The following is a 22,325-nucleotide window of genomic DNA, read 5'->3' as shown; positions in this document are numbered from 1 at the left end:
AAAACCATGTCCAGCTCAATTCGCTATTCCGATCGACTCTGCCCCGCCGAAACGACCTTCGGCCGTATCGAGCCGCTTTTGCCGGAGTTCGGCATCACGCGGCTCGCGCGCCTGACCGGACTGGATTGCATCGGCATACCCGTCTGGAATGCCGTGTCTCCGAACTCAAAGTCCCTGGTCATCAATCAGGGCAAGGGCATAACGGACATCGAAGCAAAAGTTTCGGCGGCCATGGAGGCGATCGAGCGCGCCGTCGCATGCGCGCCGCGCGTGCCGGCGAGAGTTGCGAGCCGCAGCGACCTGTTGGCCGAAGGCAATCAAGCCCTGTCTCTGCCGGGGTTGATCGCGAGCGGCCAGCCGGACCTTGCCGACAACGAGCCTATCCGCTGGGTTCTCGGCCGCAACCTCGACGGCGGAGCGCCGACATGGGTTCCGCTGGAGGCCATCCTGCTCGACCGGACGGTGGAGAACTGCCGGTACTGGCAATCCTCCGATGGTCTCGCCTCCGGCAACAGTGAAACCGAAGCGGTATTGCATGGGCTCCTCGAACGGATCGAACGCGATGCGGAGGTGCTGTGGCGCATCACGCCAATAGCCTCGAGGCTTCGAAGCTGCGTTTTACCCCAGGCGCTCGGCGATGCGGTGCTTGCTGCGATGGCCGGGAAGATTGCCGCGGCCGACCTGGAGCTGCGCCTTTTCGACATCACCAGCGATGTCGGCATACCCTGCTTCACCGCCGTCATAGCCGGGAAAGACATCCTCACCGCGAAGGCGCCGCTTTTCCACCATGTCACGGTTGGACACGGCGCACATCCGAATGCAGTGAGAGCGGCAATCCGCGCCGTGACCGAGGCGGCCCAATCGAGGCTCACCTATATCAGCGGCGCGCGCGACGACGTCTATCCAGAGACATTCGTTCGCTCTTTGCCGCAGCAGACGCAAAAACTGTTCGAGGCTGTGCCGCAAGAGCGGACACGCGTCCACGCCGGACAAGAGGGGGGACCGGATGCGCTCTTGTCTTTCGTCCTGCAACGGCTGCGCAATGCCGGCATCGGTCCGGTCGTCTCCGTGCCGTTGCTTGGCGACGACCTGCCCTTTGGGGTTGTCAAAGTGTTCGTTCCGGAGCTGGAAAACCCGGAAGGCGAGCGCAAGCGCCGCTTCGGCACGCGGGCGCTCTCCTGGGCACTGGAGGCGGCGTGAAGATCGTCTTCGTCGGCCCGACCGTCCCCGATGCGCCCGAACGCGCCGGTGCGGCCTTCACGGTCCGGCCGCCGGCGATGCAGGGAGACATCTTGCGCGCCGTACGCGCCGGCGCGACGATCATCGGCCTTGTCGACGGTAGTTTCGAACATGTGGCTCCTGTCTGGCACAAGGAGATCCTGCTCGCCCTTTCAGAAGGCGTACAGGTCTTTGGTGCGGCGAGCATGGGCGCCTTGCGCGCCGCCGAATGCGCGCGCTTCGGAATGGTCGGGATCGGGGAAATATACCGCCAATATGCCGCGGGCGAGCTCGCGGACGACTCGGATGTGGCGCTGCTTCACGCTCCCGCCGAGCTCGGCTATGCGCCGCTCACGGTCCCGCTGGTCAATGTGCGCGCGACGCTTGCACGCCTCAGGCAGGGTGGCTCGATCACCGCAGCGGATGCAGCACGGATCGAGGCGGCAGCCGGGCAGATATTCTACAAGCGGCGCACATGGGCAGCGATCGTTGCCGACGCAGACCTTCCAGCGGATGGCGATCGCGTCGCGTTGGCGGCAAGGCTGCAACAGGAGATGGTTGACCAGAAGCGCGCCGATGCCCTCGCGCTTTTCGACGCGGTCCGGGCTCAGCCGGACGAACGGCGCGGCGAAAGACCCGGCTGGGCGTTCAATTCGACAACTATGTGGAAGGTTTTGCTTAATCAACCGGAGACGTAGGACGGGTCGCTTTTCCCATTCAGCGTGTGTCACGCTCGTGTCACGCCCACGGCCCGGAAGTCACGCTATATTGCTGACGAAAGCGGGTCGCAGTGACCCCCGAGTGGCACTGGGGAAAATCATGAAGCAATCCATCAAGTTACCTACCGACGTGGAAGACAGGGAGAAGGAACTTCTGGCCCTTGCCCGCCTCGTCAGCTACGCGCGAGACTCCGCCAAGACATTGAACGTCGAAGGCGTGCAGTATTGCCTGGAACTGGCTTTGGCCTCCCTGCTCCAGGAAGTCGAATACATGACCGACAAGAACGTTCTTCCGACAGTCGACCTGATGGCACTGGGCAGCCTGGGCCGCTGCTGAAATAGGGACAAACGTAGTTTCAAAGAGTTAAATCGTTCACTGTTTCAATGAGACAATGAAATGATCCGGAGAGGGGCGAGGAGCATCGAGCGGTTTCCACCGGGATCCCGCTCCATGCTCCTCGGACTCGTTGGCGTCGCCCCCTCATGATCGGGCGATGGGCACCAGGGTCCTCTTTTCGATCTTGCCCGCCACCGAAAAGATCAGGAATTCGGTCGCCTGGCCGATCCTCTCACCGTCCATCAGCCTGACGACATCGTCCACGCCGCCGACAGGCTTGCCGTCGATCGACAGGATATAGTCGCCTTCCCGAAGACCACCGCGCTCGGCCGGGCCGCCGGGTTCCAGCCGCCTCAGCCGCACCGACGTCGTCCGGTCGGTTCCGGCCGCCAGTGCGATCCTGCGCGGCAGTTCTATGGTGTCGCCGGCAATGCCGATATACGCCCGCCGGACATGGCCGTATCGGAGGATCTCGGAGATCACGAAGTTCGCCGTGTTCGAGGCGACTGCAAAGGCGATGCTCTGTGCGCCCTGGATCACGGCCGTATTGACCCCAATCACTTCGCCGCCCGACGAGACCAGCGGCCCTCCCGAATTTCCGGGATTGAGGGCCGCATCCGTCTGGATGACGTCCTCCATCAGACGCCCGTTCGCCGCCCGCATGGTGCGGCCAAGCGCCGAGACGATGCCGGCCGTGACAGTCCATTCGAAGCCCAGCGGATTGCCGATGGCGATTGCAATTTGCCCTCGTCGCAACCGCTTCGAATCCCCCAACCGCGCCCACGCGCCGACGCCCGAGTTCGCCCGTATGAGCGCGATGTCGGTGTCGACGTCGCGACCAAGCACACGACCTTCCGTCGCGAAGCCGTCCGGTGTCGTGACGCGAACGGCCTTGGAATCCCCGACGACGTGATTGTTCGTCACGATCAGCCCGTCGGAAGAAACCGCAAAGCCCGAGCCATGACCGGCCCTGCCGCCAACCCGCTCGATGCGGCTGACCGCCGGGCCGACCACATCGACCGCGCCGGCAATTGCATGCGAATAGGCATCCGTCAGCGCGCCGTCCTCGACGGGCGCTATTTCCTTGTCGATGAAACCCATGATCTCATCCTCAAACGGCGGCCACCATCGCCGCCGAACCAACGGACCGAAACAATTTGGTACTGTTGTTCAAAATAGATGGAGAGGCCTGCAGATCGGTTCAAGCCTTGGCTGGATCTGGGCACTTCGCCCACCACAATGCCTTAAATTCATGCATTTCATGACGCCGCAAAATTTTTAGGCAAACATATTGCGAAATTTGCTGCGCTGCATCATGATCGCCGCATGACCCGCCGCGACCTGATCATTCTTGTGATTGACGAGAACGCCATCCGCGCCTCGATCATCGAGGAAGGCTTGCGCGATGCCGGCCACAGCCGCGTGAGCATCGTGCACGATGTCCATGGCGTCGGGCGGGTGATCGAACGGTTGCAACCGGACGTGATCGTCATCGATCTCGAAAATCCCAACCGCGATTTGCTGGAGAGCATGTTCCAGCTCTCCCGCTCGGTAAAGCGCCCGATCGCCATGTTCGTTGACCGATCCGACAGCAGCATGATCGAAGCGGCAATCGACGCCGGCGTCTCGGCCTATGTCGTCGACGGACTGCGGCAGGAACGCGTGAAGTCGATCCTCGATATGGCGATCAGCCGTTTCAACGCCTTTTCACGCATGGAGCGTGAGTTGGCGGAAGCGCGCAGCGAGCTTGCAGACCGCAAGGTGATCGACCGGGCCAAGGGCATCCTGATGAAGTCGCGCGGCATCAGCGAAGAAGAGGCCTACAAGCTCCTGCGCACGACCGCGATGAACCAGAACCGCAAGATAGCCGAAATCGCACAGAGCCTGGTGCTCGCGGCAGGATTGCTGGAGGACCTGTAAATGGCTGCCACCGCCGACATCACCCTCGGCTTCATGCCGCTCTTCGACAGCGCCGTGCTCATTGCCGCCAGCGAAAAGGGCTTCGTCGCCGACGAGGGCCTCACGGTGCAGCTCGTCCGGGAAACCTCCTGGGCCAATATCCGCGATCGGATCGCCGTCGGCCATTTCCAGGCGGCCCACATGCTGGCGCCAATGCCGATTGCAGCCAATCTCGGCCTCACGCCCCTGTCGCTGGACCTCGTGGCGCCCTTTGCGCTCGGACTTGGCGGCAATGCGGTGACGGTGTCACGCGGTCTCTGGGAAGGCATGGTCGCTGAGGGCGCCAGGCCCGGCACCGACCCGGGCACCAACGGCGCAGCCTTGAGGCGCGTCGTCGAACGCCGCCGCGCAGCCGGCGAACCGCCGCTGCGTTTTGCCGTCGTCCACCCCTTCTCCGGCCATAACTACGAGTTGCGCTATTGGCTCGCGGGCTGCGGCATCGATCCGGAAAGCCACGTCGAGATTGTCGTCGTTCCCCCGCCGCTGATGGCCGATGCACTGTCGACCGGCGCGATCGACGGGTTCTGCGTCGGCGAACCGTGGAACAGCGTCGCGGTCGCACGCCATGCCGGACGCATTGTCACCACCAAGGCGTCGATCTGGCGGCTGAGCCCTGAAAAGGTGCTCGGTGTGTCAGCCCGGTTCGCCTCCGAGAACCGCCCCGCGCTGAACGCGCTGCTGCGCGCGCTCTACCGAAGCTCGATGTGGTGCGGCGAAAGCGCAAATCACGAAGAACTCGCGGCGCTGATGAGCAGCCCTGCCTATCTCGACCTTCCGCGCAAGATGCTGATGCCGATCCTCACGGGCCGACTGACGCTCGGCGACGGCGCGACCGGCGACATTCCCGAATTCTTTGTCCCGCATGCCAAGGGAGCGACCTTTCCCTGGCAGAGCCACGCCCTCTGGTTCTACAGCCAAATGGTGCGCTGGGGACACACGCCGCATTCGGCAGCACTTGCCGAGCGTGCGCGTGACACCTATCGGCCGGACATCTACAGACAGGCGCTGAAGCCGATCGCTGCGCCGATGCCCGGCGCCAACATGAAGGTCGAGGGCGCCCTGACCGTGGCGGCACCGGTCGGCGCTTCGGAAAAAGGGCTTATTCTCGGTCCCGACGGCTTTTTCGACGGCCGGATCTTCGACCCGGACCGCCTCGAGGGCTACCTGGCGAGCCAGCGCTGACGACCTGCTCGATTATTGTGCACTGCGCAAAATTTATTCAAGAGACAGCTTAATCGCCTCTCACCAGCGCACTGCGCTTTGGGCCCAATCACCGAAAAATCATGAGAATCCGTCCGTCCACGAAACTGGCACGGTTCCTGCATCGTGGAGAGCGTAGGGCCCTTGGGGTCCGCTCGAAATAATCGGCGTCCAATGAAGGGCGCAGAAGGCAAGGCTGCCAAACCGGGAACGCGCTCTGAACGAGGCAGAGCGTCGGACTGCGGTTTGGCAGCCTTTTTATTTGCCCCGAACGTCGCAACCGCAGGCGAGCCTCCCATCGCCGGCACACAGGAGAAAAACATGACGAGGCCTTCCACCGGAAAATTCGCGAAGTGTTCGCTCGCCGCCTGGGCGGCCGCACTCTATGTCGGCGCCGGCTCTTTCGCGTCTGCCGAGATGCTCGTGCCCGAGAAAGACGAACTCAAGCTCGGTTTCATAAAGCTCACCGACATGGCGCCTCTCGCGATCGCCTATGAGAAGGGCTTCTTCGAGGAAGAGGGGCTGTTCGTCACGCTCGAACCGCAGGCCAACTGGAAGGTGCTGCTCGACCGCGTGATAACAGGCGAACTGGACGGCGCGCATATGCTCGCCGGTCAGCCGCTCGCCGCCACCATCGGCTTCGGCACCAAGGCGCATATCGTGACGCCCTTCTCCATGGACCTCAACGGCAACGGCATCACCGTTTCGAATGACGTCTGGGCGATGATGAAGGAGAATATTCCGCTCGGCGCGGACGGCAAGCCGGCCCACCCCATCAAGGCCGACGCGCTGAAGCCCGTCGTCGATGCATTCAAGGCCGAGGGCAAGCCATTCAATCTCGGCATGGTGTTTCCGGTTTCCACTCACAACTACGAGCTTCGTTACTGGCTGGCCGCCGGCGGCATTCATCCGGGTTTCTATTCGCCGGAAAACGTCACGGGACAGATCAGGGCGGACGCGCTTCTTTCCGTGACGCCGCCGCCACAGATGCCCGCCACGCTCGAAGCCGGCACGATTGTCGGCTACAGCGTCGGCGAGCCCTGGAACCAGGCCGCCGTCTTCAAGGGCATCGGCGTTCCGGTGGTGACCGACTACGAAATCTGGAAGAACAATCCGGAGAAGGTCTTCGGGCTGACCAAGGAATTCACCGAGAAGTATCCGAACACGACCCTTGCGCTGACAAAGGCGCTCATCCGCGCCGCCAAATGGCTGGACGAAAACAACAACGCCAACAGGGCCGAGGCAGTCGAAATCCTGTCGCGCAGCGAATATGTCGGCGCCGACGCGGACGTGATCGCCAACTCGATGACCGGCACGTTCGAATACGAGCGGGGCGACAAGCGCGACGTTCCCGACTTCAACGTCTTCTTCCGCCACAACGCGACCTATCCGTTCTACTCCGATGCCATCTGGTACCTGACGCAGATGCGCCGCTGGGGTCAGATCGCCGAGCACAAGGACGACGCCTGGTACGCGGAAACGGCGAAGTCCGTCTATCTGCCCGACATCTACATGAAAGCGGCAGGGATGCTGGTCGAAGAGGGCAAGGCGGACAAGGGCGACTTCCCCTTCGGCACCGACGGCTACAAGGCGCCGACCTCCGACTTCATCGACGGCGTCACCTTCGATGCCAAGGCGCCGAACGCCTACATCGACTCCCTCAAGATCGGGCTGAAGAACGAACAGACGATATCCGGGTCGGATGTCGTTGGCGGCTGAACATCGGGCTGGCGGCGCGAAAACACCGAGGCCGCCTGTTCTCTACCAAACTTTCAACAGATGAGACAAATCGATGACTCAAGCGATCACCGTGGCTGACCCGAAACTCGCACGACGAGAGCGTCTGTTTCAGCGGATCAATAAAGCCGCCGGCTGGCTCAACGCGCTTGGCCTCGGCTGGGTGACCCCGATCCTGCGCATGGCAGCCGGCGACAATGTCGCCGAGCAGATGTCCGAGATTCGCAAGGTGCTGCTGGTGCCGCTCGCGGGCATCCTGTGCTTCCTCGCGCTTTGGGGCTTTCTTGCGCCGAAGGTTCAAACCTCGCTTGGCGCCATTCCCGGGCCTGCGGCCGTCTTCGGCCAGGCCAACGTGCTTCTGCAGGATCATTTCGTGGAACGGAGCAAGGCAACGGCTTTCTATGCCCGGCAGGACGAACGCAACGCCAAGCTCGTTGCCGATGGCAAGGCCGATCAGGTGAAGCATCGCGTGTTCACCGGCAAGCCGACCTATATCGACCAGATCACGACCTCGCTGATGACGGTCGGGCTCGGCTTCGTGATCGCGACGCTGGTCGCCGTGCCGCTCGGGATAGCCTCCGGTCTCTCCAAGACGATCAACGGTGCCATCAACCCGCTGATCCAGATCTTCAAGCCCGTCTCGCCGCTGGCATGGCTGCCGATCGTAACAATGGTCGTCTCGGCGCTTTATGTCGATCCGTCGAGCCTGCTGCCGAAGTCACTGGTGATCTCGGCCGTTACCGTGACCCTCTGTTCGCTGTGGCCGACGCTGATCAATACGGCGCTCGGCGTGGCTTCGATCGACAAGGACCTGGTGAACGTCGGCAAGGTGCTTCAGCTTTCGACCGCGACGACGATCCGCAAGCTGGTTTTGCCTTCCGCCCTTCCGTTGATCTTCACCGGGCTGAGACTCTCGCTCGGTGTGGGCTGGATGGTGCTGATCGCGGCCGAAATGCTCGCCCAGAATCCGGGTCTCGGAAAGTTCGTCTGGGACGAATTCCAGAACGGCTCTTCAGACTCGCTCGCCCGCATCATGGTTGCGGTGCTGACGATCGGTATCATCGGCTTCGTTCTGGACCGGGTCATGTATGCTCTCCAGTCCGCCTTCACCTTCTCGTCGAACCGGTAGGAGGCGCCCCATGACCGTTCTTGGCGGGACAATTCTTCAACTGAGCGATGTCTCGAAGTCCTTCGGCGAGGGAAAATCGCGCAATGACGTCCTTTCAGGCGTCAACCTCAAGGTCGAGGAAGGCGAGTTCATTGCCATCGTCGGTTTTTCCGGCTCAGGCAAATCGACGCTGATTTCCCTCCTCGCCGGCCTGACGATGCCGGATCGCGGTGCGGTGCTCTTCCGCGACAAGGAAGTGTCGGGTCCGGGGCCGGAGCGCGGCGTCGTCTTCCAATCCTATTCGCTGATGCCCTGGCTGTCGGTCCGCGCCAATGTCGCCCTTGCCGTCGATGCGGTGCATTCCGCCAAGAGCAAAGCCGAAAGGGCGAGCCTCGTTCAGTACTATATCGAGATGGTCGGTCTCGCCCACGCGACAGAGCGCCGGCCTGCGGAGCTCTCGGGCGGCATGCGCCAGCGCGTGGCCGTGGCAAGAGCGCTCGCGATGCAGCCCGACGTGCTCCTGCTCGACGAGCCGCTCTCGGCACTCGACGCGCTCACCCGCTCGAAGCTTCAGGACGAATTCGCCGAGATCTCGTCGAAGGAAAAGAAGACCATCATCCTCATCACCAACGACGTCGATGAGGCGATCCTGCTTGCCGACAGGATTGTCCCCTTGACGCCCGGTCCGAATGCCTCGCTCGGTCCCAGCTTCGAGGTGAACCTGCCGCGACCGCGCGACCGTGCGGAAATGAACTCGAACGCCGAGTTCATCCGTCTTCGCGGCGCCGTCACCGAATATCTGATGGATCTGGGCGCCGGACGAACCACCGCAGAAAGCGGCGCCGTCGCCTTGCCCAACGTCGTGCCGATCACCCAGAAACTTGCCGGCACCAAGCTGCCCGACGCCTATGCGCGAAAGGCGCGCTCCGCGATCGAAAAGAGCTACGTCGAGTTTTTCGAGGTCCGAAAGGTCTATCCGACGCCGAAAGGTGCGTTGACAGTGGTCGATGGCTTCAACCTCAAGATGAATAGAGGCGAGTTCATCTCGATCATCGGCCATTCGGGATGCGGCAAGTCGACCGTTCTGTCGATGATGGCCGGCCTCAATCCGATCTCGTCCGGCGGCATCATCCTCGATGGACGGGAAATTTCCGGCGCCGGTCCGGATCGGGCGGTGGTTTTCCAGGCTCCATCGCTGCTTCCCTGGCTGACCGCCCGCGAAAACGTCGCGCTCGGCGTCGACCGGGTCTATCCGGACGCGACGCCCGCCGAGCGCCGCGACGTCGTCGAGTATTACCTCCAACGTGTCGGCCTCGGCGATGCGATGCACCGGCTTGCCGCGGACCTCTCGAACGGCATGAAGCAGCGCGTCGGCATCGCCCGGGCGTTCGCGCTGTCACCGAAGCTGCTGCTGCTCGACGAGCCTTTCGGCATGCTCGACAGCCTCACCCGCTGGGAGCTGCAGGAAGTCCTGATGGACGTGTGGAAGCGGACCCAGGTGACGGCGATCTGCGTCACGCATGACGTCGACGAGGCGATCCTGCTCGCCGATCGGGTGGTGATGATGTCTAACGGCCCCAATGCGCGGATCGGCAACATCATGGAGGTGAACCTGCCGCGGCCTCGCTCGCGCAAGGAACTCCTGTCGCACCCCGACTACTACGCCTACCGCGAGGAACTCCTGGACTTCCTGGAAGCCTACGAAGGCGGGGCCAGCCCCGCTCCCGAACATCTCGAAGCGATCCGGGCGAAGCGCGCCGCCCGAACGATGTTGTCCGCCCAGACCCTCAAGAAACAAGCCGCGGAGTAATGGAATGACCGAGAAACTGGTGATCGTTGGCAACGGCATGGCGCCGGGCCGCATGCTGGAAGAGCTCTTCGAGAAGGCGCCCGGGCGCTATGAAGTAACGATCTTCAACGCCGAGCCGCGTGTCAATTACGACCGCATCATGCTCTCGCCGGTACTTTCCGGCGAGAAGGATTACGAAGAGATCATCATCCATGGCGACGGTTGGTACATCAAGCACGGCATCACGCTGTACAAGGGCCACAAGATCATCGCCATCGACCGGAATGCCAAGACGGTCACCTCCGACCATGGTGTGACGGAAAGCTACGACAAGCTGGTGATCGCCACCGGTTCCGTGCCCTTCATCATTCCGGTGCCCGGCAAGGACCTGCGCGGCGTCATCACCTATCGCGATCTCGACGACGTGCAGGCGATGCTGCTCGCGGCGCAGTCGCGCGAAACGGCTGTCGTCATCGGCGGCGGTCTGCTCGGTCTGGAAGCGGCTGCGGGCCTGAAAGCCCGCGGCATGGATGTCACCGTGCTGCACGTCATGCCGACACTGATGGAGCGCCAGCTCGACCCGGCCGCCGGCTACCTTTTGCAGAAGGCGGTCGAAGAACGGGGGATCAAGGTCATCACCAAGGCAAATACCAAACGGATCCTTGGCGAGGAGAAGGTCGAGGGCATCGAGCTCGACGACGGCCGCATCATCCCGGCGACACTTGTCGTGATGGCGGTCGGCATCAGGCCGAATGCCACCCTCGCCAAGGAAGCCGGGCTCGCCGTCAACCGCGGTATCGTCGTTGACGCCGGCATGCAGACCTCCGACGGAGACATCATGGCACTCGGCGAATGCGCCGAGGTTGACGGCATGGTCTACGGCCTGGTGGCGCCGCTCTACGAGATGGCGCGGGTTGCCGCACGCCACCTGACCGGTGATCGCAGCGCCGCCTTCGCCCATTCCGATACGCCGACAAAACTGAAGGTGACCGGCATCAACCTCTATTCGGTCGGCGATTTCGCCGATGGCGACGGCCGCGAGGAAATCGTGCTGCGCGACGCCACCGCCGGCATCTACAAGCGGCTGGTCTTGAAGGACAACCGCATTATCGGCACGGTGCTCTATGGGGACACCGGGGACGGCGCCTGGTTCAACGACCTGTTGAAGCGCGGCACCGACATTACCGAAATGCGCGACACGTTGATCTTCGGCCAGGCCTATCAAGGAGGGTCCCCGCTGGACCCTATGGCGGCCGTTGCAGCCTTGCCGGATGATGCGGAAATCTGCGGCTGCAACGGCGTCTGCAAGGGCAAGATCGTCTCGACGATCACCGGAAAGGGCCTGACGTCGCTCGACGACGTGCGTGCCCACACCAAGGCTTCGGCCTCCTGTGGTTCATGCACCGGCCTCGTCGAGCAACTGATGTCGCTCACCCTCGGCGACGCCTACAATCCGGCCGCCGTGCAGCCGATGTGCGGCTGTACCGAACTCGGCCACGACGACGTGCGTCGTCTCATCAAGGCGAAGAAACTGAAGACCATTCCGGCCGTCATGCAGGAGCTCGAGTGGAAGACCTCCTGCGGCTGCGCGAAATGCCGGCCGGCGCTCAATTATTACCTCGTCTGCGACTGGCCGGACGAATATGCCGACGATTACCAGTCGCGCTTCATCAACGAACGCGTCCACGCCAATATCCAGAAGGATGGCACCTATTCGGTGGTGCCACGGATGTGGGGTGGCGTGACCAATTCGAAGGAACTGCGCGCCATCGCCGACGTCGTCGACAAGTTCGATGTTCCGCTTGTCAAGGTCACCGGCGGCCAGCGCATCGACCTGCTCGGCATCCAGAAGGAAGACCTGCCGGCCGTCTGGGCCGATCTCGGCAAGGCCGGCTTTGTCTCGGGCCAGGCCTATGCCAAGGGCTTGCGGACGGTGAAGACCTGCGTCGGCTCTGATTGGTGCCGCTTCGGCACGCAGGATTCGACGGGGCTCGGCATCCGCATCGAGAAGTTCATGTGGGGCTCGTGGACTCCCGCCAAGGTGAAGATGGCCGTCTCCGGCTGTCCAAGGAATTGCGCCGAGGCCACCTGCAAGGACGTCGGCGTCATTTGCGTCGACTCCGGCTTCGAGATCCATTTCGCCGGCGCCGCGGGCCTCGACATCAAGGGCACCGAGGTCCTGGGGCTCGTCAAGACCGAGGACGAGGCGCTGGAGCACATCGTTGCCCTGACGCAGATGTATCGCGAGCAGGCCCGCTATCTCGAACGCATCTACAAATGGGCAAAACGCATCGGCCTCGACGAGATCCGCCGCCAAATCATGAACGATGCGGAGAAGCGCAAGGCCTATTTCGACCGCTTCGTCTTCAGCCAGAAATTCGCCCAGGTCGACCCCTGGTCGGAGCGCGTCTCCGGCAAGGACAAGCATGAGTTCCGGCCGATGGCGACGGTCGGTTTCAATCAGGCAGCGGAGTGAGGTGATGGAAATGAACTGGATCGCAATCGGCAATGTTTCCGATATCCCTCTGCGCGGCGCGCGTTGCGTGAGAACGCCGCAGGGCAAGATCGCCGTCTTCCGGACCGCGGAGAACGAGGTCTTCGCGATCGAGGACCACTGCCCGCACAAGGGCGGGCCGCTCAGCCAAGGGATCGTCCACGGCACCGCCGTGACTTGCCCGCTGCACAACTGGGTGATCTCGCTCGAAACCGGCAAGGCGCTCGGCGCCGACGAGGGCGAGGTCCGCACGGTCCCGGTGAAAAACGACAACGGCGCGCTTTTCATCGCGCTCGAGAGCCTGGCGCTGGCAGCGGCGGAGTAGGCATGGCGCGCGAGGTCAAGACCACCTGCGCCTATTGCGGCGTCGGCTGCGGCGTCATCGCCCGCGTGGACGATGAGGGCGCCGTCAGCGTCAAGGGCGATCCTGAGCATCCGGCCAATTTCGGCCGGCTCTGTTCCAAAGGCTCGGCACTTGCCGAAACCCTCGATCTCCACGGTCGCCTTCTCCATCCGGAGATCGGTGGCCGCCGCGCAGGCTGGGACGAAGCGCTCGATCTCGTCGCCAGCCGCTTCGCGCAAACCATTGCCGAGCACGGCCCGGATTCGGTCGCCTTCTATGTCTCCGGCCAATTGCTGACCGAGGACTATTACATCGCCAACAAGCTGATGAAGGGTTTTATCGGTTCGGCGAACATCGACACGAACTCGCGCCTGTGCATGTCGTCCTCCGTTGCCGGTCACCGCCGCGCCTTCGGGTCCGACACGGTTCCGGGCGCCTATGAAGACCTTGAGCTTGCCGATCTCGTCGTGCTCACCGGCTCCAATCTCGCCTGGTGCCACCCGGTCCTTTACCAGCGCCTTGCCGCGGCCAAGGCAAACCGCCCCGAGATGAAGGTCGTCGTCATCGATCCACGCCGCACGATGACCGCCGACATCGCCGACATGCATCTGGCGCTTGCCCCGGACAGCGACGTTCCGCTTTTCAACGGGCTGTTTGCCCATCTGGCGGCGAGCGGCGCCGTCGATCAAAACTATATCTCGGCGCACACAAAGGGCTTCGCCGAGGCCTTTGCGGCCGCTTCGGCGCTGGACCTCGCGGAACTTTCGGCGCTGACCGGACTTTCGCAGGCGCAATTGCGCGATTTCTTCCGCCTGTTCGAAACGACCGAGAAGGTCGTCACCTGTTACAGCCAGGGCGTCAACCAGTCGGCTTGCGGCACGGACAAGGTCAACGCCATCATCAACTGCCATCTCGCGACCGGCCGGATCGGCCGGCCGGGCATGGGTCCCTTCTCGCTGACGGGCCAGCCAAACGCCATGGGCGGACGCGAGGTCGGCGGGCTGGCCAACATGCTCGCCGCCCATCTCGACATCGAGAAAGCCGCTGACCGTGATCTCGTCCGGCGCTTCTGGGGCGCACCCGCGCTCGCAGGCAAGCCGGGCCTCAAGGCCGTGGACATGTTCCGCGCCGTCGCCGACGGCCGGATCAAGGCGCTCTGGATCATGGCGACGAATCCGGTTGTCTCGATGCCCGACGCTAACGCGGTCGAGGCCGCGATCAAGGCCTGTCCCTTCGTCGTCGTCTCCGACATCCTTAGTGAGACCGATACCGCGCGCCATGCCCACGTGTTGCTTCCTTCGCTCGGCTGGGGCGAGAAAGACGGCACCGTCACCAATTCCGAACGGCGCATCTCCCGCCAGCGCGTCTTCCTCCATGCTCCCGGCGAGGCCCGCGCCGACTGGTGGCAAATGGCGCAGGTCGGGCGGCGCATGGGCTTTGCGCAAGCCTTCGCCCATGCCTCCGCCGCCGAAGTCTTCGCCGAACATGGCGCGCTTTCCGGTTTTGAAAACGATGGCCGCCGCGATTTCGACATCAGTGCTCACGCGATGATCGACAAGGCGAGCTATGACGATCTCAAGCCTTTCCAGTGGCCGCAGCCGCAAGGCACGCGGCCTCGGGAGAGGCGGTTTTTCGCCGAGGGCGGGTTCTACCATGCGGACGGGCGCGCCAGTTTCATAACCGTCGACGTGTCCCCCTCCAAACGGGCAAACGATGCCTATCCTTTCACGCTCAATACGGGTCGGGTGCGCGATCATTGGCACACGATGACCCGGACCGGGAAGAGCGCCCGGCTCTCCGCCCATATCGCCGAACCTTTCGTCGAAATTCATCCGCGCGATGCCGAGAGGCTTGCCGTCGCGGACGCCGATCTGGTGACGATCGAGAGCGTCTACGGACAAGCGATCGTCCGCGCGCTCCTCACCGAGCGCCAAGCGGAGGGAAGCCTTTTCGTGCCGATGCACTGGAACGATCAGTTCGCCTCGAAGGGCCGCATCGACGCGCTGGTGCCGCCGATCACGGACCCCGTTTCCGGCCAGCCGGCGTCGAAGAACGTGGCGGTAAAGGCTACGCGCTTGGACGCCCGGGCCTATGGTTTCGCGGTCTCCGCCGAAAAACCGCAAGGTATTGATGCTGCTTACTGGGCGATCGCCAAGGCCGACGGCGGCTGGCGCCTGGAACTTGCCTTCTCCGAGCCGCAAGCAGACTGGATCGGCTGGTGCCGGCGGGCCTTTTCCATCCCGGCCGGAATCGAGCCGATCGGCTATACTGATCGTCAGTCCGGCGAACTCCGCCTCGCCTTCTTCGACAGCGACAGGCTGCTTGCCGCCCTGTTCCTTGCGTCCCGCCCCGTGGCGGTCGCCCGCAACTGGGCGGTCTCTCAGCTTCTTGCCTCGCATACCGACCTCGGCACGCGCTTCGCCGTGGCGGCGGGTCGTCCCGGCGCCGGCAGAGAGGACCCGGGCGCAACGGTCTGCTCCTGCTTCAGCGTCGGCGTCAATCAGATCACGGCCGCCATTCGCGACGGCTGCCACAGTGTCCAGGCGATCGGCGAGAGGCTTAGCGCCGGCACCAATTGCGGCTCCTGCCGCGCAGAGATAAGGGGGATCATCGATGGATGCCTTGCCGCTGCCGCTGAATGACCGGACCGCAAGGCCGTCGCAGCAACGTGTCGCTCCGCTCGCCACCCTGCCGCTGTTCTGGACTTTGAAAAAGAAGCGCGTCGTCGTCGCCGGCGGCAGCGACGCCGCCGCCTGGAAGGCGGAATTGCTGGCAGCCTGCGGCGCGGAGGTTCATCTTCATGCGCCACGCACGGAGCTTAGCAATGTCTTCCTCGATCTCTTGAGGCGCGGCGCCGCCCACGAAGACGGCCGCCTCGTCCATCACGACGAGATATGGCACTCCGGCGTCTTTTCCGGGGCCACGCTTGCGATTGCCGATTGCGACGACGACGCAGAAGCGGAGGCATTCTTCAATGCGGCGCGTGTCGCCGGCGTTCCCGTCAACGTCATCGACAAGCTGGCCTTCTGCCAGTTCCAGTTCGGCTCGATCGTCAATCGCTCGCCGGTCGTCGTGTCGATTTCGACCGACGGCGCCGCGCCGATCCTCGCGCAAGCGATCCGCCGTCGGATCGAGGCCTTGCTGCCGCCGGCAATCAAGGGCTGGGCAACGATCGCGCAGGCGATCCGCGAAAGGGTCAACGCACGACTGAAACCGGGCGCGGCGCGCCGCACCTTCTGGGAGCGGTTCGTCGATCGCGCCTTTCTGGAGACACCGGAGGAGGGTGTCGAGACGCGGCTGATGGAGGAGCTGGGTTGCCTTTCCGCGACCCGCTCTGCCATCGGCCGCGTCACGATCGTCGGCGCGGGTCCGGGCGATGCTGAACTCTTGACGTTGAAGGCCGTTCGTGCCCTGCAGGCCGCCGATGTCATTGTCTTCGACGAACCGATCTCAAACGACGTGCTCGAACTTTCCCGCCGGGAAGCAAGGCGGCAATTCGTCGGCCGGCCGGATAGCCGGGTCTCAGATGGCCGGGGCGATATCCACAATGCCATGGTTGAGCTGGTCCTGGCCGGCAAGCGCGTGGTGCGCCTCAAATCCGGTGACCCCACCGCTTCCATCGGAATGCGTGAGGAAATCCGACTGCTGGAAATCGAAGGCATTTCCGTCGAGATCGTGCCGGGGGTACAGGCCGAGCGCCGTCGCTCACGAACGGAGGTCCCGGACGAAATCGGCGGGCTCGCCAATGTCGGTATTGCGGCCGGCCTGGCCGACGCAGCCGCGACGCAGGTCGCCCACATCGCCAATCATTGACCGTGCGAGCCTTCGCCGACTTTCCGAAAGCTATTTGGGTGACAACGAGGCCTCGAGGCGATCAAGAAAAGCACGCTGGGACGCGTTTATTTTCTCCCGCGCTTCCGGCAGGCTGAACCATCCGGCGCGATCGACTTCTGGAAAGGCCTGTGTCTGGCCGCTGTGTGGCGGCCATTCCATTTCGAACATATTGCTGCGGATATCGGTGATGTCGAGATCGCTCTCGCCGGCGAAGGCGGTGACGAACTTCCCGCCTTTCTGCCGCAGCTCGCCAAGGTTCACCAAGGTCCCGTTCATCGCGACGCCGGTTTCCTCAAGGAACTCGCGCCGCGCAGCAGCCTCTGGCTCTTCATCCGAGTCATATTCCCCCTTTGGGATCGACCACGCCCCAGCATCCCTGTTGCTCCAGAAGGGACCGCCGGGGTGAACCAAGAGGACGAGAATTCCCTCGCCGTCGTATTTGTAGAGCAGGATGCCTGCGCTTCTTTTCGGCATTTGCGATCCTTTCGACGTCCGTGGCCCAAAAGGATATCATTGCTGAGCCGCATTTCGAACAGAGCGAGCGGCAATCGGGCTTATGCAACTTCAAGGAGGCTAGAGCCGATGCGCGCGATGGTCCTTGAAAGGATCGGTGAACCATTGAAAGGGGTGGAGCGGCCGCTCCCGGAGCCGCTTGCCGGCGAGATCCGCCTGCGCGTCGAGGCCTGCGCCGTCTGCCGCACCGATCTGCACGTGGTCGACGGCGACCTCCCGCGGCCGAAACTGCCGCTCGTTCCGGGCCACGAGATCGTCGGCATCATCGAAGCGGTAGGCTCCGGCGTCGATCCGGCGCGCATCGGCCGGCGCGCCGGGGTCCCCTGGCTCGGCCATACCTGCCAGCACTGCCTCTACTGCCGGTCGGGCGCAGAAAACCTTTGCGACGATCCGCTGTTCACCGGCTATACCCGCGACGGTGGCTTCGCCACCGATGTCATTGCGGATGCCGACTATGCTTTCGATCTCGATCGCGACGGCGATCCCGTGGCGCTTGCGCCCCTCCTCTGCGCCGGGCTCATCGGCTGGCGGTCACTAAAACGCGCCGGCGACGGCAAGAGGATCGGGATCTATGGCTTTGGCGCCGCCGCGCATATCATCGCCCAGATCTGCGTCTGGCAGGGCCGGCAGGTCTACGCCTTCACCCGCCCGGACGATGTGCCGGCACAGCGCTTCGCCCTCGACCTTGGCGCGCTCTGGGCCGGCGGTTCGCACGAGCCGCCGCCGGAGCCGCTCGACGCTGCGATCATCTTCGCGCCGGTCGGAAATCTCGTGCCTGCAGCACTGAAAGCAGTGCGCAAGGGCGGGCGGGTGGTGTGCGGCGGCATCCACATGAGCGATATTCCCGCTATGCCCTATGCCGTGCTTTGGGGCGAACGCGAACTGGTTTCGGTCGCCAACCTCACGCGCCGGGATGGCCGCGAGTTTTTTGCCATCGCGGCGGAAGCAGGTGTCAAGACGCACACGATCGTCTATCCGCTTGATGAGGCCAACCGTGCCCTTGCCGACCTTCGCGCCGGTGGGCTGAGCGGCGCAGCCGTACTCGTTCCCTAAGTGGGCCGGGTGGACGCAGGCCCGCCTTCCGATTTCAGGTAGCTGATGACCGCATCCGCGATCATCGAGCGGTGTCGTTCGATTGTCGCCTTTTCCGAGAGATCCCGGCGGAAGATCGTGCCGAACGTATAGCGGTTCGACACACGGAAGAAGCAGAAGGCGCTGATCAGCATGTGAACATCGATCGGATCGGCCTTGCGGCGAAAGGTGCCGTCGGCGAGACCGCGCGCGATGATCGCCTCGATCATCTGAATGACCGAGACATTGAGCTCACGGATCGCCTCCGAACGCAGCATATGCGCCGCGTGGTGGATGTTCTCGATGCTGACCAGACGGACGAAATCCGGATTGGCCTCATCGTGATCGAAGGTTGTTTCGATCAAGGTCCTCAGCGCCTTTTCCGGCGGCAGGTTGGCGAGTTCGAGATCGGCTTCGAGCGTGCGGATCCTGCGATAGGAGCGCTCGAGCACGGCGAGATAGAGCCCCTCCTTGCTGCCGAAATAGTAATAGATCATCCGCTTCGAGGTGCGCGTGCGCTCAGCGATCGCATCCACCCTGGCACCGGCCAGCCCATGCGTCGAAAACTCTTCCGTCGCTACCGCAAGGATATCCTCCTGCGTCCTTTGCGGATCGTTCTTTCTGCCATTCCCCTGCCGCTCCGCCATTTCCGCACTGCTTCCCGGCCCCGACAGGCCATTGAATCATCATGCCTATTTCCTGCGGGTCCCACGGCGCCTCGATGGACACCTGAAACGCCTCGTCTCGCGATCCGAGACCGCCAACGTCATCGAAGATGGCTGCCGATTTTCGACCCTTAGCTGTGCCCCGCAAGAGCAATTCCTCAAGTCATATTCACGTTATCATCCTCTTTCAATAGCACAGCACTTGACATTCGAACTAGTTAGTACATTTTATAAATCCATTGCCGAACCGCGCTGAGGAGCGTGGTGGCCGCCGGCGAACCGCCGCGCGTTGGAGGAGGAGGCCTGCCACTGGCGCGTCGTCGCGACGTGCCGCCGGTACGCCCTATCGCTTTGGGAGGAGCGAATGGCCCGCATCATCGATTTCTATTTCTTCGTGCTGAAGGTGACGATCGCCCTGCTGCTCGCCGGCATGGTCGTGCTCGTCTTCGGCAATGTCGTCCTGCGCTACGCCTTCAACCAGGGCATCACCGTTTCCGAGGAGCTGTCGCGGATGTTCTTCGTCTGGCTCACCTTTCTCGGCGCCGTCGTTGCCATGCGCGAGCATGGCCATCTTGGCGTGGACTCCCTGATCAAGCGCTTGCCGCCGCCTGCCGCAAAGGTGGCCGTGCTTTGCGGCCATGCACTGATGCTCTATGCCACATGGCTGGTGATCAGCGGCAGTTGGACGCAGACGCTGATCAACCTCCATGTCGGCGCGCCGGCCACCGGCATCCCGATGGCGTTTTTCTATGGCGCGGGTCTCGCCTTCGGCGTTCCGGCCTTCCTGATCCTCCTTTCGGACGCCTTCGCGATCGCGACCGGCCGCATCGACGTGTCTACAGCCGATTTGGTGCGCGAGAGCGAGGATGAGGCAGTCCTCGACGATCTGCCCGAGCCCGTGCTCGGTCAGCTCTCGCCGAAGCATTGAGGAGGCGACGATGACGGTCACCATCTTTCTCGGCGCGCTTCTCGGACCCATGGCACTCGGCGTGCCGATCGCCTTCGCGCTGATCTTGAGCGGCGTGGCACTGATGCTTTACCTCGGACTCTTCGACGCCCAGATCGTCGCCCAGAACGTCCTGAACGGCGCCGACAGCTTCCCGCTGATGGCTGTGCCCTTCTTCCTGCTCGCCGGCGAGGTCATGAACACCGGCGGCCTTTCCCGCCGCATCGTAGCGCTGGCAATGGCGATGGTCGGTCATATTCGCGGCGGCCTCGGCTTCGTCGCGATCTTCGCGGCCTGCATCCTTTCGAGCCTGTCGGGTTCGGCCGTCGCGGACGCGGCCGCCCTTGGCGCCCTTCTCCTGCCGATGATGCTGAAAAGCGGCCATGATCCGGCGCGCGCCGGCGGACTGCTGGCATCGGCCTCGATCATCGGGCCAATCGTTCCGCCGTCGATCGGCTTCATCCTCTACGGCGTGGTCGGCGGCGTCTCGATCACCAAGCTCTTCCTCGCCGGCATATTCCCCGGGCTGATGATCGCTGCCGCCCTTTGCATCACCTGGCTCCTCGTTGCCCGCAAGGAGCAGTTCGACCTGCCGCCGAGAGAGAGCGGCGCGGTGCGCCTCAAGGCCTTCGTCGACAGCTTCTGGGCGCTCATGCTGCCGGTGATCATCATCGTCGGGCTGAAGTTCGGCGTCTTCACGCCGACCGAAGCGGGCGTGGTCGCGGCTGTCTACTCGCTCTTCGTTTCGATGGTCATCTATCGCGAACTTCCGCCGACGCAGCTCTTCCACGTCTTCGTCGCGGCCGCCAAGATCACGGCCGTCGTCATGTTCCTGGTCGCCTGCGCGGCGGTCTCGGCCTGGCTGATCACGGTCGCCGACGTACCGGGTGCGCTCGCCGCCCTCGTCGAGCCGCTCATGGACAATCAGACCGCCCTGCTCGTGGCGATCATGGTCCTGATCGTCGTCGTCGGCACAGCCATGGACATGACGCCAACGATCCTGGTCATGACGCCGGTGCTGATGCCGGTCATCAAGCAGGCGGGCATAGACCCGGTCTATTTTGGCGTGCTCTTTATCATCAACAATTCGATCGGCCTCATCACCCCGCCCGTCGGCACGGTCCTGAACGTCATTTGCGGCGTTTCGAAACTGTCGATGGAGGACCTGATGAAGGGCGTCATGCCGTTCATGATCGCCGAGCTGATCGTTCTTTTCCTGCTCGTCCTGTTCCCTCAGTTGGTGACCGTTCCGGTCTCCTGGTTCGGGCACTGACGGGCTTGGCTTCACGCATTGTCAACACGGCCGGCCTGAACACCGGTCCAACCTGGGAGGAAAACATGTTGAACAGATTGACGAAACTGGCGCTCGGGCTTGCCCTGCCCCTGGCGCTGCTCACGGCCGGATCGGCGCTCGCGGAGATCCGCGACCAGACCATAAAATTCGCCTCGGCGAACAATAAGGGCCATCCGCAGGTGACGGGCATGGAGAAGTTCGCAGAGCTCGTGAAGGAGAAGAGCGGCGGCAAGATCGCGGTGAAACTCTTCCCCGGCGGCACACTCGGCGGCGACGTCCAGACCGTCTCGGCGTTGCAGGGCGGCGTGATCGAGATGACCGTGCTGAATGCCGGCATTCTCGCAAGCAACGTCAAGGAATTCGGCGCCGTCGACCTTCCCTTCCTGTTCAACAGCGGCGAGGAGGCCGACAAGGTGATGGACGGCCCATTCGGCACCGGCCTGATCGAGCGCCTGCCCGACACCGGGCTCGTCGGCCTTGCCTATTGGGAGCTCGGCTTTCGCAACCTCACCAACAACCGCCATCCGGTCACCAAGCTCGAGGACATCAAGGGCCTGAAGATCCGCACGATCCAGTCGCCGATCCCCGTCGAGCTCTTCAACGCGCTCGGCGCCAATGCCGTACCGCTCCCCTACACCGAGCTCTATACCGCGCTCGAAACGGGAACCGTCGACGGCCAGGAGAACCCGGCCGCGAACATCCTCAACGCCAAGTTCTACGAGGTGCAGAAATACATGACGCTCACCCGTCACCAGTACAACCCGCAGATCGTGCTGATCTCGAAGAAGTTCTGGGACGGCCTCAATGACGAGGAGAAGGCGGTCCTGCAGCAGGCCGCGGTCGAAGCGCGCGACTTCCAGCGCAAGGTGTCGCGCGAGCAGGATGCCGCCGCACTCGAGGAAATCCGCAAGACCGGCATGGAGGTCAAAGAACTCAGCCCCGAGGAGACCCAACGCCTGCGCGACGCCGTCAAGCCGATGATCGAGAAGTTCAGTGCCGACATCGGCCAGGAGACGGTGCAGACCCTCTTCAAGGAAATCGGCGCCGTGCGCGGCCAGTAACGAAGAAAGCCGCCGGCCCGCCTGCTTGCGAAAGGTG

At 63.3% G+C, this 22,325-nt stretch carries 19 protein-coding genes; 16 read left to right on the top strand and 3 right to left on the bottom strand.

What is annotated here, in order from left to right; translation table 11 throughout:
- The first annotated feature begins 6 nt into the window (after positions 1 to 6).
- The 3 genes from QA637_RS20445 (at position 7) to QA637_RS20435 (ending at position 2,274) form a co-directional block, all read left to right on the top strand.
- Positions 7 to 1,200 carry a YcaO-like family protein gene (locus tag QA637_RS20445; protein WP_283066549.1) on the top strand — a complete coding sequence of 398 codons (1,194 nt, stop codon included), beginning with the start codon at positions 7 to 9 and terminating at the stop codon, positions 1,198 to 1,200.
- Positions 1,197 to 1,916: a TfuA-like protein gene (locus QA637_RS20440; protein WP_283066548.1), complete on the top strand. Its 720-nt coding sequence runs from the start codon at positions 1,197 to 1,199 to the stop codon at positions 1,914 to 1,916. The genes QA637_RS20445 and QA637_RS20440 overlap by 4 nt, the downstream gene beginning before the upstream one ends.
- A gap of 121 nt (positions 1,917 to 2,037) precedes the next feature.
- The gene (locus QA637_RS20435) at positions 2,038 to 2,274 is read left to right on the top strand and encodes a hypothetical protein (RefSeq protein WP_153439920.1); all 237 of its coding nucleotides are present in this window, start codon (positions 2,038 to 2,040) and stop codon (positions 2,272 to 2,274) included.
- A 144-nt stretch (positions 2,275 to 2,418) separates the two neighbouring features.
- On the opposite strand, the gene QA637_RS20430 is transcribed toward QA637_RS20435, so the two are convergent.
- Positions 2,419 to 3,375 (bottom strand): S1C family serine protease, encoded by a 957-nt coding sequence (locus QA637_RS20430; protein WP_283066545.1) that lies wholly within the window; start codon positions 3,373 to 3,375, stop codon positions 2,419 to 2,421.
- 225 nt (positions 3,376 to 3,600) lie between these two features.
- Between QA637_RS20430 and QA637_RS20425 the strand changes: the two genes are divergently transcribed.
- The 9 genes from QA637_RS20425 (at position 3,601) to QA637_RS20385 (ending at position 16,717) form a co-directional block, all read left to right on the top strand.
- A complete protein-coding gene (locus QA637_RS20425) occupies positions 3,601 to 4,194 on the top strand; it encodes an ANTAR domain-containing response regulator (RefSeq protein WP_283066543.1) in 594 nt (197 codons plus the stop codon).
- The gene (locus QA637_RS20420) at positions 4,195 to 5,415 is read left to right on the top strand and encodes a CmpA/NrtA family ABC transporter substrate-binding protein (protein WP_283066542.1); all 1,221 of its coding nucleotides are present in this window, start codon (positions 4,195 to 4,197) and stop codon (positions 5,413 to 5,415) included.
- A gap of 339 nt (positions 5,416 to 5,754) precedes the next feature.
- Positions 5,755 to 7,152, top strand: coding sequence for a CmpA/NrtA family ABC transporter substrate-binding protein (locus QA637_RS20415; RefSeq protein WP_283066541.1), 1,398 nt, complete (start codon positions 5,755 to 5,757; stop codon positions 7,150 to 7,152).
- Positions 7,153 to 7,225: 73 nt separating this feature from the next.
- Positions 7,226 to 8,299 carry an ABC transporter permease gene (locus QA637_RS20410; RefSeq protein WP_283066540.1) on the top strand — a complete coding sequence of 358 codons (1,074 nt, stop codon included), beginning with the start codon at positions 7,226 to 7,228 and terminating at the stop codon, positions 8,297 to 8,299.
- A gap of 10 nt (positions 8,300 to 8,309) precedes the next feature.
- A complete protein-coding gene (locus QA637_RS20405; protein WP_283066539.1) occupies positions 8,310 to 10,088 on the top strand; it encodes an ABC transporter ATP-binding protein in 1,779 nt (592 codons plus the stop codon).
- A gap of 4 nt (positions 10,089 to 10,092) precedes the next feature.
- Positions 10,093 to 12,543 carry a nitrite reductase large subunit NirB gene (gene nirB, locus QA637_RS20400; protein WP_283066537.1) on the top strand — a complete coding sequence of 817 codons (2,451 nt, stop codon included), beginning with the start codon at positions 10,093 to 10,095 and terminating at the stop codon, positions 12,541 to 12,543.
- 4 nt (positions 12,544 to 12,547) lie between these two features.
- A complete protein-coding gene (nirD, locus tag QA637_RS20395) occupies positions 12,548 to 12,886 on the top strand; it encodes a nitrite reductase small subunit NirD (RefSeq protein ID WP_153439928.1) in 339 nt (112 codons plus the stop codon).
- Between the two features lie 2 nt (positions 12,887 to 12,888).
- Positions 12,889 to 15,546, top strand: coding sequence for a nitrate reductase (locus QA637_RS20390; RefSeq protein WP_283066535.1), 2,658 nt, complete (start codon positions 12,889 to 12,891; stop codon positions 15,544 to 15,546).
- Positions 15,518 to 16,717 (top strand): siroheme synthase family protein, encoded by a 1,200-nt coding sequence (locus tag QA637_RS20385; protein WP_283066533.1) that lies wholly within the window; start codon positions 15,518 to 15,520, stop codon positions 16,715 to 16,717. Before QA637_RS20390 ends, QA637_RS20385 begins: the two co-directional genes overlap by 29 nt.
- A 30-nt stretch (positions 16,718 to 16,747) precedes the next feature.
- Here QA637_RS20385 and QA637_RS20380 read toward each other — a convergent pair whose 3' ends face one another.
- Entirely contained in the window at positions 16,748 to 17,212 is a 465-nt protein-coding gene (locus QA637_RS20380; RefSeq protein ID WP_283066531.1) for an NUDIX hydrolase, read from the bottom strand.
- A gap of 108 nt (positions 17,213 to 17,320) precedes the next feature.
- On the opposite strand from QA637_RS20380, the gene QA637_RS20375 reads away from it, so the two are divergent.
- A complete protein-coding gene (locus QA637_RS20375) occupies positions 17,321 to 18,304 on the top strand; it encodes a zinc-dependent alcohol dehydrogenase family protein (RefSeq protein ID WP_283066530.1) in 984 nt (327 codons plus the stop codon).
- On the opposite strand, the gene QA637_RS20370 is transcribed toward QA637_RS20375, so the two are convergent.
- Complete coding sequence (locus tag QA637_RS20370; RefSeq protein WP_283066528.1) at positions 18,301 to 18,969, bottom strand: TetR/AcrR family transcriptional regulator; 669 nt, start codon at positions 18,967 to 18,969, stop codon at positions 18,301 to 18,303. The two genes, QA637_RS20375 and QA637_RS20370, sit on opposite strands and share 4 nt — an antisense overlap.
- A gap of 382 nt (positions 18,970 to 19,351) precedes the next feature.
- On the opposite strand from QA637_RS20370, the gene QA637_RS20365 reads away from it, so the two are divergent.
- From QA637_RS20365 to QA637_RS20355, 3 genes are all read left to right on the top strand, one after another.
- Entirely contained in the window at positions 19,352 to 19,915 is a 564-nt protein-coding gene (locus QA637_RS20365) for a TRAP transporter small permease (RefSeq protein ID WP_283066527.1), read from the top strand.
- Positions 19,916 to 19,925: 10 nt separating this feature from the next.
- Positions 19,926 to 21,206, top strand: a complete 1,281-nt coding sequence (locus QA637_RS20360; RefSeq protein ID WP_283066526.1) for a TRAP transporter large permease — start codon at positions 19,926 to 19,928, stop codon at positions 21,204 to 21,206.
- 65 nt (positions 21,207 to 21,271) lie between these two features.
- Positions 21,272 to 22,288: a TRAP transporter substrate-binding protein gene (locus tag QA637_RS20355; protein WP_283066524.1), complete on the top strand. Its 1,017-nt coding sequence runs from the start codon at positions 21,272 to 21,274 to the stop codon at positions 22,286 to 22,288.
- Positions 22,289 to 22,325: the final 37 nt, after the last annotated feature.

Origin of the sequence: Sinorhizobium terangae, assembly GCF_029714365.1 — a bacterium.
GTDB classification, from domain to species: domain Bacteria; phylum Pseudomonadota; class Alphaproteobacteria; order Rhizobiales; family Rhizobiaceae; genus Sinorhizobium; species Sinorhizobium terangae.
The sequence above is the reverse complement of the archived record's forward strand: the minus strand, read 5'-3'. Positions and strand labels throughout refer to the sequence as shown.